This is a genomic window from Pseudomonas sp., assembly GCF_049590575.1.
Taxonomy (GTDB): Bacteria; Pseudomonadota; Gammaproteobacteria; order Pseudomonadales; family Pseudomonadaceae; genus Aquipseudomonas.
Genome location: NZ_JBAWDE010000366.1, coordinates 1 through 14,333, shown reverse-complemented (window position 1 = coordinate 14,333; position 14,333 = coordinate 1). Strand labels below are relative to the sequence as shown.

Annotated in this window: 11 protein-coding genes; 3 read left to right on the top strand and 8 right to left on the bottom strand. The window is 62.7% G+C overall.

Annotation, left to right across the window (positions count from 1 at the left end):
• Positions 1-263 precede the first annotated feature (263 nt).
• Positions 264-1,427 (top strand): type III PLP-dependent enzyme, encoded by a 1,164-nt coding sequence (locus WBR57_RS25155; protein ID WP_014716890.1) that lies wholly within the window; start codon positions 264-266, stop codon positions 1,425-1,427.
• Positions 1,428-1,503: 76 nt separating this feature from the next.
• Here WBR57_RS25155 and WBR57_RS25150 read toward each other — a convergent pair whose 3' ends face one another.
• The 4 genes from WBR57_RS25150 to WBR57_RS25135 form a co-directional block, all read right to left on the bottom strand.
• Complete coding sequence (locus tag WBR57_RS25150; RefSeq protein WP_424087652.1) at positions 1,504-1,905, bottom strand: type II toxin-antitoxin system HicB family antitoxin; 402 nt, start codon at positions 1,903-1,905, stop codon at positions 1,504-1,506.
• Positions 1,906-1,960: 55 nt separating this feature from the next.
• On the bottom strand, positions 1,961-2,143 hold the full coding sequence (locus WBR57_RS25145; RefSeq protein ID WP_424087650.1) for a type II toxin-antitoxin system HicA family toxin: 183 nt from the start codon (positions 2,141-2,143) through the stop codon (positions 1,961-1,963).
• A 196-nt stretch (positions 2,144-2,339) separates the two neighbouring features.
• Positions 2,340-3,089, bottom strand: a complete 750-nt coding sequence (locus tag WBR57_RS25140) for a tetratricopeptide repeat protein (RefSeq protein ID WP_424087648.1) — start codon at positions 3,087-3,089, stop codon at positions 2,340-2,342.
• 1 nt (position 3,090) lies between these two features.
• Positions 3,091-3,771, bottom strand: coding sequence for a Fe2+-dependent dioxygenase (locus WBR57_RS25135; protein ID WP_424087646.1), 681 nt, complete (start codon positions 3,769-3,771; stop codon positions 3,091-3,093).
• A 205-nt stretch (positions 3,772-3,976) separates the two neighbouring features.
• Here WBR57_RS25135 and WBR57_RS25130 point away from each other — a divergent pair, with 205 nt between their 5' ends.
• Positions 3,977-6,280, top strand: a complete 2,304-nt coding sequence (locus tag WBR57_RS25130; protein WP_424087644.1) for a TonB-dependent receptor — start codon at positions 3,977-3,979, stop codon at positions 6,278-6,280.
• Positions 6,281-6,415: 135 nt separating this feature from the next.
• Positions 6,416-8,941, top strand: a complete 2,526-nt coding sequence (locus WBR57_RS25125) for a PepSY domain-containing protein (RefSeq protein WP_424087642.1) — start codon at positions 6,416-6,418, stop codon at positions 8,939-8,941.
• Positions 8,942-8,962: 21 nt separating this feature from the next.
• On the opposite strand, the gene WBR57_RS25120 is transcribed toward WBR57_RS25125, so the two are convergent.
• From WBR57_RS25120 to ptsP, 4 genes are all read right to left on the bottom strand, one after another.
• On the bottom strand, positions 8,963-10,504 hold the full coding sequence (locus WBR57_RS25120) for an alkaline phosphatase D family protein (RefSeq protein ID WP_424087641.1): 1,542 nt from the start codon (positions 10,502-10,504) through the stop codon (positions 8,963-8,965).
• Positions 10,505-10,607: 103 nt separating this feature from the next.
• The gene (locus tag WBR57_RS25115) at positions 10,608-12,323 is read right to left on the bottom strand and encodes a PTS fructose-like transporter subunit IIB (RefSeq protein ID WP_424087639.1); all 1,716 of its coding nucleotides are present in this window, start codon (positions 12,321-12,323) and stop codon (positions 10,608-10,610) included.
• Positions 12,324-12,334: 11 nt separating this feature from the next.
• Positions 12,335-13,255, bottom strand: a complete 921-nt coding sequence (gene pfkB, locus WBR57_RS25110) for a 1-phosphofructokinase (RefSeq protein WP_424087637.1) — start codon at positions 13,253-13,255, stop codon at positions 12,335-12,337.
• Positions 13,256-14,333, bottom strand: a 1,078-nt coding sequence (gene ptsP / locus WBR57_RS25105; protein WP_424087635.1) for a phosphoenolpyruvate--protein phosphotransferase, incomplete at its 5' end; no start/stop codon positions are given.

Genomic DNA, 14,333 nt, shown 5'->3' with positions numbered 1-14,333 from the left:
GACGAACGCGTGCAAAAACGCGACATTTTTAGTTGATCTATGGCCCCTCACGTCCTAAAGTTCGCGCCGAACGTCCATGCTGGAAACGATCCATCCGGCTCAAGTACTGACGACGAGACAGCAAGGCCAAGGGACGCGTCTATTCCCATGGCCTTTTTGCTTTCGGCGACATGCCTTGGGAAGTAGGCGAACCAAAGTGGGGATACGGAGGACGTTCATTTGCACCCATTGATCAATTTAGTTTGCCCTTAGGAGTTCCCAGCATGTCGATCAACGTCGAAGATTATTTCGCGCGCGCCACTTTTGACAAAATGAAGGCGTTCGCCGACAAGCAAGAAACCCCGTTCGTGGTGATCGACACCGCGATGATCAGCCAGGCCTACGATGACCTGCGCGCCGGTTTCGAATTCGCCAAGGTGTATTACGCGGTCAAGGCCAACCCAGCAGTCGAGATCATCGACCTGTTGAAAGACAAGGGTTCGAGCTTCGACATCGCCTCGATCTACGAGCTGGACAAGGTCATGGACCGCGGCGTCAGCGCCGACCGTATCAGCTACGGCAACACCATCAAGAAATCCAAGGACATCCGCTACTTCTACGAGAAGGGCGTGCGCCTGTTCTCCACCGACTCAGAGGCCGACCTGCGCAACATCGCCAAGGCCGCGCCGGGTTCGAAAGTCTATGTGCGCATCCTCACCGAAGGCTCGACCACGGCCGACTGGCCTCTGTCGCGCAAATTCGGCTGCCAGACCGACATGGCCATGGACCTGCTGATCCTCGCCCGCGACCTGGGCCTGGTGCCATACGGCATCTCGTTCCACGTCGGTTCGCAACAGCGCGACATCAGCGTGTGGGACGCGGCGATCGCCAAGGTCAAAGTGATCTTCGAGCGCCTGAAGGAAGAAGACGGCATCCACCTCAAGCTGATCAACATGGGCGGCGGCTTCCCGGCCAACTACATCACCCGCACCAACAGCCTGGAAACCTACGCCGAGGAAATCATCCGTTTCCTCAAGGAAGACTTCGGCGACGACCTGCCGGAAATCATCCTCGAGCCGGGCCGTTCGTTGATCGCCAACGCCGGCATCCTGGTCAGTGAAGTGGTATTGGTCGCCCGTAAGTCGCGCACCGCCGTCGAGCGCTGGGTATACACCGACGTGGGCAAATTCTCCGGCCTGATCGAAACCATGGACGAAGCCATCAAGTTCCCGATCTGGACCGAGAAGAAAGGCGAGATGGAAGAAGTGGTCATCGCCGGCCCGACCTGCGACAGCGCCGACATCATGTACGAGAACTACAAGTACGGCCTGCCGCTGAACCTGGCAATTGGCGACCGTTTGTACTGGTTGTCGACCGGTGCCTACACCACCAGCTACAGCGCGGTTGAGTTCAACGGGTTTCCGCCGCTGAAATCGTTCTACGTGTAACGGCGACCAGCAATAAAAAGGCCCATGAGCAATCATGGGCTTTTTTTTGGGCGTCTGTTTGTTCGCGCGCGTTGCGTTACGCAGATAGCTCGCGCAATGCCGCTGTCGCCAGAAAACCTGAGCGTGATGCATAGCGATGGTCCTTCTGAACGCGCTCATCAATGCGAAGCAACAATTGCTCCGGCAAGGAAGCATTGAACCGCACCGACCTGCCCAGGTAAGGAGTGAGGTCAAAGTCGACTATCGCCCATACGCCACCGGCGTAATCCGCATTATCCAAATGGGCATCAACCTCCAACGCCTGGGGCAGCTTCTGCTCATCAGCAACCAGCCCTTCCAGGTGCAACGCCAATGCATCGCGGACATTGTCCAGGGCTTCTGAAAACGACCCACCCGCCGAGAAACATCCCGGCACATCGGGCACCGTCACGCTGTAATCAGAGTCAACGTCTTTATGTACAACCACAGGAAACTTCATTGATCCTCCTCTGAACGAGCCTCGCAGACTCCGTTCAACTCATCAAACAGAACCATCACTTGAGGCCTGCCGATTTTAAAATGCTGTGCAGAGTACCCCTGGCAATCTCTGACTTAGGATGTGGGACAGTTATCCGCCCTGGTTTCACGGGGTGTTTGAACTGGTGATGACTGCCTTTCACTGCCACCTCAAACCAACCATCCGCAACCATAAGCTCAATCACCTCTCGACTTCGCATTGCCTTACCTATCAGTGTGTATATTACACACTGCAAAATGGCAATGCGCTTTTTTGTACACACGAGACACACCAATGAAAAAGCCCGCTTAACCTCCAAGCGGGCTCGCGTGGCGCAATGATTACAATGTGCAAATAGTTTGAGCCAGCAATCGAATGTCAGTTTTTGTGCCCAGCGTCGTGACGAGCGTCAGGCGCTAAGAAAGATTGGCGGCGCGTTGTTGATAGGCATCCGCCATTGCCCGAATCTGCGGATCATTCGCCGCTGCCAATGCCTTGTGCGCCGTGCGCAAGAACTTCAGATTGCCGCCCTCCAATGCCTTGCGCAGCCAGCCCAAAGCCGTTTCGACCTCGCCTCTAGCCGCCAACACCGCGGCATAACTGAACTGCCCACGAAAATCCCCGGCCTCGGCTGAGCGTCGATACCAGGCCACCGCCGCGTCCACGTCTCGGGGGCAAACCTGGCCTTCTTCCAGATAGCGCCCCAGCAGGTTCATCGACTTGGCATGCCCTTGTTCGGCTGCTTGGCGATAGAGACTCAGCGCGTGCGCCTGGTCTTCTGCAACGCCGCGCCCGGTGGCCAGTAGATTGGCGTAGTTGTACTGCGCCCAATCGAGCCCAGCCTCGGCCGCCTGGCGATATTCCCGCGCTGCCGCCGCCTCGTCCACGGCGCAGCCCCAGCCATGTTCCAGACAGCGCCCGGCCATGTTGCGCGCCATCAAGTGCCCGCCGTTGGCCGCGATCCGGAACCAGCGCAGGGCCAGCGCTTCATCGCGCGCAATACCGCGGCCTTCCAGCAGGATTTGCCCGAGCAGGGCCTGGGCGTCGACCACGCCCTCCTTCGCCGCGATCAAGATCGCCTGGGCCGCGCGTACCGGCGAGTCGTCGAGCATGCTTTGCAACTGCTCGACGTTGAGCACTTCTTCGCGGCGCAGTAAAAAGCCCATGTCAGACCTCGACCCAGCGGCGCAGCAGGTTGTGGTAAGTGCCGGTGAGCTGGATCAGGGCCGGGTGGTCGGGGACATCCCGGGTCAGTTGCTGGATCGCGCCGTCCATCTCGAACAGCAGCGTGCGCTGGCTGTCTTCGCGCACTAGGCTTTGCGTCCAGAAGAACGCGGCGTAGCGTGCGCCGCGGGTCACGGCGTTGACTTTGTGCAGGCTGGAGCCTGGGTACAGCACCATGTCGCCGGCCGGCAGCTTGACCCGCTGCAGGCCAAAGGTGTCCTGGATCTCCAGTTCGCCACCGTCGTATTCATCCGGGTCGCTGAAGAACAGCGTGGACGACAGGTCCGTGCGCACCCGCTCATGGCTGCCCCGAGCCTGGCGCACGGCATTGTCGATATGAAAGTCGAAGCTGCCCCCGGCCGTGTAGCAATTGAGCAGCGGCGGGAAGACTTTGTGCGGTAACGCCGCTGACATGAACAGGGGATTTTTCCACAACCGCTCAAGCATCGCCGCGCCGATTTCCTTCGCCAGCGGGTGGCCTTCAGGCAATTGCAGGTTGTGTTTGGCCTTGGCGGACTGGTGCCCGGCAGTGATTTTACCGTCGGCCCAATCGGCGTGTTCCAGGGCCTGGCGGATGCGCTGCACTTCCTCGCGAGAGAACAGGCCGGGAATGTGCAGCAGCATGGGGCAATACCTGAAAACAGAGAGGCGCTAATGGTATTGATTCTTATCCGCCCTGTAAAACGGCTAGACGGATGAGATCGTAAAAACCGTAAGCAAAAAGTGTAAAGAATGTAAATTCAGTGCAATTAGCAATGTATCGCAATTGATATGAAGTCTTGTTAACCCTATATTCCGCGGCCTCACAACCTTGGGGAAGGCACACGTCATGTCGCGCACTACTACAAAAATACCGGCCAGTTCACCACGCATGCTGGCTTCGGCCATTGGCGTCGCACTCAGCGCCAGCTCTGCTGCCCACTTGGCGCAGGCGGCCGAAGACACCGAACAGAAAGGCCAGCGCAACAGCATCTCCCTGGGTGCCACCAGCATCACCGGCGAAGAACAGGACACCACCTCCTACCAGGTCGAAAAAGCCTCTTCGCAGAAGTACACCGCGCCGCTGGCGGACACGCCGCGCTCGGTGACCGTAGTGCCGCAACAAGTGCTCAAGGACACCGCCGCCACGTCGCTGCAGGATGCCTTGCGCACCGTGCCGGGCATCACCTTCGGCGCCGGTGAAGGCGGCAACCCTCAAGGCGACCGCCCCTTCATTCGCGGTTTTGACGCCCAGGGCGACACCTACCTGGACGGCGTGCGCGACACCGGCGGGCAGAGCCGCGAGATCTTCGACATTGAATCCATCGAAGTCAGCAAAGGCCCCAACTCCTCGTTCGGCGGCCGTGGTTCGGCCGGCGGCAGCATCAACCTGGTGAGCAAAACCCCGCAAGCGCGCGACTTTACCAACGGCGGTTTCACCTACGGTTCCGACCAGACCCGCCGCTACGTGCTCGACGTCAACCGCCAGTTCCTCGACGACAGCGCCGCCTTTCGCCTGAACCTGATGAGCCACGAGCAGAACGTCGCCGGGCGCGATGCGGTCAACTACGACCGCTGGGGCGTTGCGCCGTCGCTGACGTTTGGCCTGGGCACGCCGACCCGCGTCAACCTCAGCTACTACCACATGGAAAGCGACGACCTCCCGGATTCGGGCATTCCGTATGCCTACGGCTCATCGACCGCCACCGCTCACGTGCACGACAAACCGACCGACGGCGGCGACAGCAATAACTTTTATGGCTTGAAGGACCGCGACTTCCGCAAGACCCGCGCCGACATCAGCACGTTCTCGGTCGAACACGACCTGAACGACAACATGACCCTGAAAAACACCCTGCGTCATGGCAGCACCGGCCAGGATTACGTGCTCACCCAGCCGGACGACAGCCAGCGCAACGTCAGCCGCTTCGGCACGGTATGGCGCCGCGCCAACACCCGTGTGTCCACCACCACGACCACCACCAACCAGACCGACCTGTTCGGCAACTTCCAGGCATTGGGCCTCAAGCACAGCTACTCCACCGGCCTGGAATTCACCGGCGAAGAAACCCGCGTGAGTGGCTACACCGTCAGCCCCAACAGCAACCCGACCTGCACCGTGGCCGGCGGCGGCCGTGGTGGCCAGTGCACCTCGCTGAGCAACCCGAACCCGGACGACGCCTGGACCGGCAGCATCGCGCGTAACTACAACGGCACCAACACCAAGGCCACCAGCCGTGCCGCCTACGTGTTCGACACCATCGAACTCGACCCGAAATGGCTGCTGAACCTCGGCCTGCGCTACGACACCTTCGACACCGAAGCCAACACCAACGCCGTGCCTACCTCGACGGTCAGGGCGCGCAGCAAGGTCAAGGACGACAGCCAGTTCTTCAACTGGCAGGCGGGCCTGGTCTGGAAGCCGCTGGATAACGGCAGCATCTACACCTCCTACGCCACCTCGGCGTCGCCGGCGGGCGGCCTGGTGGGTGAAGGCGTCGACAGCAATGCGATCCCCACCGGCATCAACACCAGCGACCTGAAACCGGAAGAAACCGTCAACTACGAGCTGGGCACCAAGTGGGACCTGTTCCACAACCGCCTGTCCCTGTCCGCTGCGGTGTTCCGTACCGAGAAGAAAAACACCCGCATCCTGGTGGATTCGAACACCTACGAAACCGCCGGCGAGTCCCGCGTCGACGGCCTGGAGCTGTCGGCCAGCGGCAAGATCACCGACCAGTGGCAAGTGTTCGCCGGCTACAGCTACCTCAAGGCCGAGCTGGTTGACCCCGGCAAGAACGGCAACCGCCTGGGCGTGGTGCAAGCCGGTTCCAACAAAGGCAACCAGATGCCCAACACGCCAGAGAACGCGTTCAGCCTGTGGACCACCTATGACGTGACGCCGAAGCTGACCATCGGCGGCGGCGCGTTCTATGTCGACCAGGTTTACGGTGACGCGGCCAACACGGTCTACGTGCCGTCCTACACCCGCTACGACGCCATGGCCAGCTACAAGCTGACCAAGAATGTCGACCTGCAACTGAACGTGCAGAACCTGACGGACAAAACCTACTACGACAAGGCCTACGCTTCGCACTTCGCCAACCAGGCGGCCGGTCGCACGGCGCTGCTGTCCACCAACTTCCACTTCTAAACGCGCGCCACAATCGGCAGAAAGCCCCACGCATCGGATGCGTGGGGCTTTTGCGTGTAAAACAGAATTTTTCTCGATAACCCACGGCATAATGCGCGCCGTGCCCTACATATCAGATAGACGAGGCGGTCAGACGTGTTGAAGAAAACCCTGTTCCAGTTGCACTGGTTCTTCGGCATTACTGCCGGGCTGGTGCTGGCCTTGATGGGGATCACCGGGGCTGCGGTGTCGTTTCAGGATGAAATCCTGCGCGCGCTCAACCCCACGGTGTTGAGCGTGGAAAAACGCGAAGCCGGCGTACTGCCGCCCGCCGAGCTGGTGCGCAAGCTCGAAGCCACCGAAGGCAAGACCGTGTCGATGCTCTGGGTAGAAAGCGAAAGCGGCAACGCCGCGCGTGTGTTCTTCACCCCGCCGCCGGGTGAGCGCCGTGGCCAGATGCGCTACTTCGACCCCTACACCGGCGACTACATGGGCGACGCCGTCGGCCAGGATGTGTTCGGCTTTATCCTGCAACTGCACCGTTTTCTGGTGATGGGTGAAACCGGTCGGCAAATCACCGGTGCCTGCACACTGATCCTGGTGTTTTTCTGCCTTTCCGGCCTGTACTTGCGCTGGCCGCGCCAGGTGGCGAGCTGGCGCGCCTGGCTGACGCTGGACTGGCGCAAAAAGGGCCGCGCCTTCAACTGGGACCTGCACTCGGTGTTCGGCACCTGGTGCCTGCTTGCGTACCTGCTGTCGGCGCTGACCGGGCTGTCCTGGTCCTACGACTGGTACAGCCAGGGCCTGACCAAACTGCTGTCCGACGCGCCGCACAATGAACGCGTGCGCAAACGCGGCCCGGCGCCCGAAGGCCCGACGCCTGCGGCCAACTACGACGCGATCTGGAGCAGCATCTACAGCAACGCCGGCGCGGGGTTGAGTGCCTACAACATCCGTATGCCGGCCGTGGCCGGGCAACCGGCGACCGTCTACTACTTGTTGAAGGATTCGCCGCACGACCGCGCACTGAACCAGATCAACCTCGACCCGGCCACCGGCGAGGTCAAATCCCATGATCGCTACGCCAGCAAGAGCTTCAAGTCGCAGCTGCTGACCAGTCTTTATGCGCTGCACACCGGCAGTTATTTCGGTTGGGCCGGGCGCATTATCCTCACCGTCAGTTCGCTGCTGATGCCGTTGTTTTTCATCACCGGCTGGCTGCTGTACCTGGACCGTCGCCGCAAAAAACGCCAGGTGCGCGAGGCTCGCAAAGGCCTCGGCGACAACCAGAGCGATGCCCCGGCGTGGCTGATCGGCTTCGCCAGCCAAAGCGGTTTTGCCGAACAACTGGCCTGGCAGACCGCCGGGCAATTGCAGGCGGCGGGCCTGCCGGTGAAGGTGCAGGCTTTGGGCAGCGTCAGCCAGGACGACCTGCGCCAGTCGCAGAATGCGCTGTTTGTGGTCAGCACCTTCGGCGACGGCGAAGCCCCCGACAGCGCCCGTGGTTTCGAGCGCAGCGTGCTCGGCCAGGACCTGTCGCTCAAGGGCCTGAACTACTCGGTCCTGGCCCTGGGGGATCGCCAGTACGAACACTTCTGCGGCTTTGCGCGGCGCCTGCATTTCTGGCTGACCAACCAGGGCGGCAACCCGTTGTTCGCCCCCGTGGAAGTGGACAGCGGCAACCCCGCCGCCCTGCTCAACTGGCAACAACAGCTTGGCCAACTGACCGGCCACGCGCCTGCCGCCGCCTGGCCGACCGCGCAGTACGAAAACTGGACCCTCAGCCGGCGCACCCTGCTCAACCCTGACAGCAGCGGGTCGGACGTGTACCTGCTGGGCCTCACCCCTGCGTCGCCGCACAGCTGGCAAGCCGGTGACCTGGTGGAAGTCCTGCCGCGCAATTGCCCTTGGGCGATTGAGCATTTCCTGGGCGGCCTGGGCCTGGCCGGCAGCGACGGCGTGTTGATCGACGGCCTGCCGCAAACCCTCAACCAGGCCCTGGCCACGCGTCAACTGCCGGACAACCGTGCCCACCTGGTCGGCCTGCACGCCCAGGCCCTGGTGAACGCGCTGGCACCGTTGGGCATGCGCGAATACTCCATCGCCTCGATTCCCAGCGACGGCGTACTCGAACTCATCGTGCGCCAGGAACGCCACGCGGACGGCGGCCTGGGCCTTGCAAGTGGTTGGCTCACCGAACACGCTTCCATCGGTTCAAGCATCAACCTGCGCCTGCGCCGCAACAGCGGCTTCCACCTGCCGGACGCACCGGCGCCCTTGATTCTGCTGGGCAATGGCACCGGCCTGGCCGGTTTGCGCAGTTTGCTCAAGGCCCGCATTGCCGACGGCCAGCAGCGCAACTGGCTGTTGTTTGGCGAACGCAATATCGCCCACGACTTCCTCTGCCAGGACGAGCTGCAAGGCTGGTTGGCCAGTGGCGACCTGGCGTTGCTGGACCTGGCCTTTTCCCGCGATCAGGAAGAGAAAATCTACGTGCAGGACCGCCTGCGCGAATCCGCCGAGGTGCTGCGCAAATGGCTGGCGGACGGCGCGGCGATTTATGTGTGCGGGAGTTTGCAAGGGATGGCGGCTGGGGTGGATCAGGCGCTGCATGACGTGCTGGGCAGCGAAGCGGTCGAGCGCTTGATTGAGCAAGGCCGCTATCGCCGGGATGTGTATTGAGTACCTGAAGATACTTCCAAATTAAACGGGCTGCAGTTTTTGCTCGAATACCGAGACGCCATCCAGGTCGCGCAGGATGACCGTCAGCTCGGCCGTCTGCCCATCAATCTGCACTTCGCCAAAAAACTGAAACCCGGCAAACGGCGAGGTGTTTTGCGCCGGCGGAGCTTTCTCGAACACCACCTCCGGGCCAAAGGTCTTATCCAGCGGGTTCGGCCCGAAGCTGCCCGCGTTGAGTGGCCCGGCGACAAACTCCCAGAACGGTTCAAAATCCTGGAACGCCGCGCGATCCGGGTGGTAGTGGTGTGCTGCGCAGTAATGCACATCCGCCGTCAGCCATACATGGTTGCGCACCTGCTGCGCGCGCAGGAACCCCAACAGCTCGGCGATTTCCAGCTCGCGGCCCTGCGCCGCGCCGGGGTCATTGTTGGCGATGGCTTCCCAGCGCGGCACGCCGGGGCTGACCTCGCCGTCGGGCACGCCGAGGCCGATCGGCATGTCGGCGGCGATCACCGTCCACTGCGCCTGGGAGGCCTTGAGTTCATGTTTGAGCCAGTCCAGTTGCTCACGGCCGAGGAAGGGTTTGGCGCCGCCCAGATTGTCATCGTTAGGGCCGCGATAGCTGCGCATATCCAGCACAAACACATCGAGCAACGGACCATAACTGAGCTTGCGATAGATCCGCCCGCCGGCATCGGCGCTTTGCCGGCGCATCGGCGAATATTCGAGCCAGGCTTGGCGTGCGCGGCCTACCAGGGTGTTGATGTCCTTGGTCTGGTAACGCTCGTCCAGCTGCTTGCTCGGCGACCAGTTATTCACCACTTCGTGGTCGTCCCACTGCCAGATCTGCGGCACTTCGGCATTGAAGCGACGCACGTTTTCATCCATCAGGTTGTAGCGATAATTGCCGCGATATTCATCCAGGGTTTCGGAGACTTTGCTCTTGGCTTCGGTGGTGATGTTGCGCCAGATGCGCCCGCCTTCAGTGGCCAGTTGCGCGGGCACCGGGCCGTCGGCGTAGATGGTGTCGCCGCTGTGAATAAAGAAGTCCGGCAGGCGCAGGCGCATGGCCTCGTAGATGCGCATGCCGCCGATGTCCGGGTTGATGCCGAAGCCCTGGCCAACGGTGTCGCCGCTCCACACAAAACGAATGTCGCGGCGCTGTTGCGGCACGCTGCGCAGGTGGCCGAACCAGGGCTCGCTGGCGACGCCGGTCTGGGCGTCTTCGAAGTGCACGCGGTAGAAAATCGCCTGGTCGACGGGCAGGCCGGTGAGTTCGACGCGGGCGGTGAAGTCGCTGCGGTTGTCGGCCAGCGCTGAGACGAAGCGGCGCGGGTTACTGAACACACTGCGGGTGTCCCATTCCACCACCATACGCGCCGGGCGGTCGCTGCGGCTCCAGATCATCGCGCGGTCGCCCAGCAGGTCGCCGGACTGCACCCCATCGGTGAGTTGCGGCCGGTCCTTGACCGAGGCGATCACCGCCGGGGCCAGGCCCGGCAGCAACAGGCCGGCACCGACAGCTTGCATCACGCGGCGACGGCCAAGATCGAAGTGGCTCATGCAGGTGCCCTCTTGAGTAGCAAAAGGCAAACTTAAGCACGAGTGCATGAAGCGGATGTGACACCGACCTGAAGGACGATGGCTCCCACATTTTTGAATCGCGTCAGGCTTTGGCTGAGGCGACAGCCAGCTCCACCGCTTCCGGGCGCTTGATCAGCGCGTAGACCAGACCCGTCAACACGCTACCGGCGACAATCGCCAGCAGGTAGAGCAGCGCATGGTTCATGGCGTTGGGAATGATCAGCACAAACAGGCCGCCGTGGGGCGCCGCCAGTTTGCAGCCGAAGTACATCGACAGCGCACCGGTCAACGCGCCACCGGCGATGCTGGCCGGGATCACGCGCAAGGGGTCCTTGGCGGCAAACGGGATCGCCCCTTCGGAGATAAAGCACATCCCCAGAATCATCGCCGCCTTGCCCGCCTCGCGTTCGGTCTGGGCAAACTTGCGCCGCGCCAGGAACGTGGCGATGCCCATGCCAATCGGCGGCACCATGCCGGCCGCCATGGTCGCGGCCATCGGCGCACCGCTGGAGGCCGCCAGCAACCCGACCGAAAACGCGTACGCCGCCTTGTTGATCGGCCCGCCCAAATCGACACACATCATGCCGCCCAGCAGGATGCCCAGCAGCACCGCATTGGTGGTGCCCATGGTGCTGAGGAAGTCTGTAAGACCAGTAAGCATGCGCGCCACCGGCGGGCCGACCAGGTAGATCATCGCCAGGCCGGTGAACAGGCTCGCCAGCAACGGGATGATCAGGATCGGCTTGAGCGCCTCCAGGCTCTGCGGCAACTTCACCGCACGGGTGATCAGCTGGACGCAGTAGCCGGCGAGGAAACCGGCGAGGATCCCGCCGATAAAACCTGCGCCCAGCGTCCCCGCCAGCAGGCCACCGATCATGCCGGGGGCGATGCCCGGACGGTCGGCAATCGAGTAGGCGATGTAGCCCGCCAGCAGCGGCACCATCAGCGTGAAGGCGCGGTCGCCGACGGTTTTCAGCGCCGCCGCCAGGGTGCCTTCCTGCTCGAATGCGTGGATGCCGAACACGAAGGACAAGGCGATCAGCAAGCCGCCCGCCACCACCATCGGCAACATGAATGACACACCGGTCAGCAGGTGTTTGTAGACGCCGGTTTTCTCCGACTTCTTAGCCACCGCACCGCTGGCCGCGCTTTCTACCGTGCCTTCGGCCAAGGCCTTGTTGAGGGTCGCTTCGGATTGCTTGAGCGCGATGCCGGTGCCGCAGCGGTAGATCTTCTTGCCGGCGAAACGCTCGGTGGCGACTTCGATATCCGCCGCCAGCAACACCACGTCGGCGTCGGCAATTGCCTGCGGGCTCAACGGCGTGCGCGCGCCCACCGAGCCCTGGGTCTCGACCTGCAAGTCGTAGCCGAGGCGCTTGGCGGTTTGCTGCAAGGCTTCGGCGGCCATGAAGGTGTGGGCCACACCGGTGGGGCAAGCGGTGATCGCGACAATACGCGGCGCGTTTTGCGCCGCCTGTTCAGTGGCGACGTACACCTCGGCCTCTTCGGCGCCGCGACGCAACACCGCCTCGACATCCGCCAGGGCCTGGGCCGGCGTGCTCTGGAACACGCGCTTGCCGACAAACCGTTGCATGTCCACGGTCGTGCTGCTGACCAGCAGCACCCATTCGGCGTCATCGATAATCGTCTGGGACAACTGGCGCTCCGGGCGTTGCACGTCCACCACTTCAACGCTGGTGCTCCAGCCCTGGCGCTGCGCGGCGGCGTCCAGCAAGCGGGCGCACAGCACACTGGTGACCATGCCGTTCGGGCAGGCAGTAACAATGGCTAACTTCATCACAAACCCTCTTATTGTTCTGTCAGCGTGCGTACGTGAACGCCGCTTTCGAGACGCGCCAACTGTGCGTCATCGCTGATGCCAAAACCGATCTGCGTGACTGCCATCGCGGCAATCGCCGTGGCGCGGCGCAGGGTCTGCTCCGGCGTATCGCCGTTGAGCAAGCCGTGAAGCATTCCGGCCAGCAGCGAATCGCCGGCGCCTACGGTGCTGGCCACCGTGACCTTGGGCGGCGTGGCATGCAGCGTCGCACCAGGGCTGTACCAGCTCACGCCAGCTGCGCCGTCGGAAACCACCACATGTTCCACACCTTGCCGATGCAACTGGCTGATTGCATCCGTGGCATGGCCCAGGGCGTCAGCCAGCTCTTCGGTATTGGGTTTGACCAGCCACGGGCCGGCCTGCAAACCTGCGCGCAAGGCTTCACCGCTGGTGTCCAGGGCGACTTTCAAACCGAGGCTTTTCAGTTCCGTCACCAGGCTCTGAAACCACTGCGGGCTGACGCCTCGCGGCAAGCTGCCTGCCACCACCACCGCGTCGAATTCAGGGCCGATGGTCGCGATGAGTGTGAGCAGTTCCTTTTGCGCGTGCTCACTGACCAATGGCCCCGGCGCATTGATGTCGGTGACCCGACCGTCAAGTTCGGCAATCTTGATGTTGCTGCGCGTTTCGCCCGGTACACGAACGAACGCATCGCCAAACCGACGGCTGGCGATCAGCGCGTCGAACGCCTCAGGGTTGGTCGCACCGAGAAACCCGCCTACGCTCACTTGATGGCCCAGATCGGCCAGCACCTGCGCGACATTCACGCCCTTGCCGGCAGCGTGGGTCAGCAGGGTTTCGCTGCGGTTGACGGCGCCCGGTTCCAGGCGTGCCAGGCGCACCGTGAGGTCCAACGCCGGGTTCAGCGTCAGGGTCAGAATCCTTGCCATTTACACGGCCTCCACTAAGGCACGCACTTCGGCGGGCGAACCCACCGCGAGTGCTTTTTGCGCCAGGCCCTGGGCCTCGCTCAGACTGAATTCACGCACCCGCGCCTTCACTTCAGGAATGCTGCGGGCCGACACACTCAACTCATCCACACCCAGGCCGATCAGCACCGGCACCGCCAGCGGGTCTGCCGCCAGCTCGCCGCACACGCCGACCCATTTGCCATGGGCATGGGCGGCGCGCACGGTGATGTCGATCAGTTGCAGCACGGCCGGGTGCAGGCCATCGGCCTGGGCCGACAAGGTCGGGTGGCCACGGTCGATGGCCAAGGTGTACTGGGTCAGGTCGTTGGTGCCGACGCTGAAAAAGTCGACCTCCTTGGCCAGCACCGGCGCGAGCAACGCCGCGGACGGGATTTCGATCATGATCCCCAATTGCAGGTCGGCCACCGGGATTTCCAGGCGCAGGCGCTCGGTCATGTCACGGGCCGCGCGCCATTCATCCACGCTGCCGACCATCGGGAACATGATGCGCAGCGGGCGGCTATCCGCGGAACGCAATAGCGCGCGCAGCTGCGCTTCCATGATCTGCGGGCGTTGCAGGGTCAGGCGAATGCCACGTACGCCGAGGAAGGGGTTTTCCTCCTCGGCGATCGGCCAATACGGCAGCGGTTTGTCGCCGCCCACATCGAGGGTGCGCACCACCAGCGGGCGACCGTCGAGGCCGTCGAGCACGCGGCGGTATTCGGCTTCCTGGGTGGCTTCATCCGGCGCCTGGGGGTGAGCCATGAAAATCAGTTCGGTGCGCAGCAAACCAATGCCTTCGGCGCCCTGCTCCACCGCGCCGGCAACGCCCGCGCTTTCGCCGATATTGGCGAACACTTCCACGGCGTGACCATCACGGGTCAGGGCCGGTTCATGGCGCTGGGCCGCGGCGGCTTGCAGGCGTTGCTCGCGGGTATCGCGCTCGACGGTGGCGCGTTGCAGGGTGGCGCTGTCGGGGTCGACATGCAGGCGCCCGCGCTGGCCATCCAACAATAACGAGGTGCCAGCGGCCAGCAACAAAACGGCCGGGCCAGCG

What these genes read in the sequence shown, in the direction of transcription:
- WBR57_RS25155 (WP_014716890.1), top strand. Translation starts at nt 264, where the DNA reads ATGTCGATCAACGTCGAAGATTATTTCGCGCGCGCCACTTTTGACAAA.
- WBR57_RS25150 (WP_424087652.1), bottom strand. Translation starts at nt 1,905, where the DNA reads ATGAAGTTTCCTGTGGTTGTACATAAAGACGTTGACTCTGATTACAGC.
- WBR57_RS25145 (WP_424087650.1), bottom strand. Translation starts at nt 2,143, where the DNA reads ATGCGAAGTCGAGAGGTGATTGAGCTTATGGTTGCGGATGGTTGGTTT.
- WBR57_RS25140 (WP_424087648.1), bottom strand. Translation starts at nt 3,089, where the DNA reads ATGGGCTTTTTACTGCGCCGCGAAGAAGTGCTCAACGTCGAGCAGTTG.
- WBR57_RS25135 (WP_424087646.1), bottom strand. Translation starts at nt 3,771, where the DNA reads ATGCTGCTGCACATTCCCGGCCTGTTCTCTCGCGAGGAAGTGCAGCGC.
- WBR57_RS25130 (WP_424087644.1), top strand. Translation starts at nt 3,977, where the DNA reads ATGTCGCGCACTACTACAAAAATACCGGCCAGTTCACCACGCATGCTG.
- WBR57_RS25120 (WP_424087641.1), bottom strand. Translation starts at nt 10,504, where the DNA reads ATGAGCCACTTCGATCTTGGCCGTCGCCGCGTGATGCAAGCTGTCGGT.
- WBR57_RS25115 (WP_424087639.1), bottom strand. Translation starts at nt 12,323, where the DNA reads ATGAAGTTAGCCATTGTTACTGCCTGCCCGAACGGCATGGTCACCAGT.
- pfkB (WP_424087637.1), bottom strand. Translation starts at nt 13,255, where the DNA reads ATGGCAAGGATTCTGACCCTGACGCTGAACCCGGCGTTGGACCTCACG.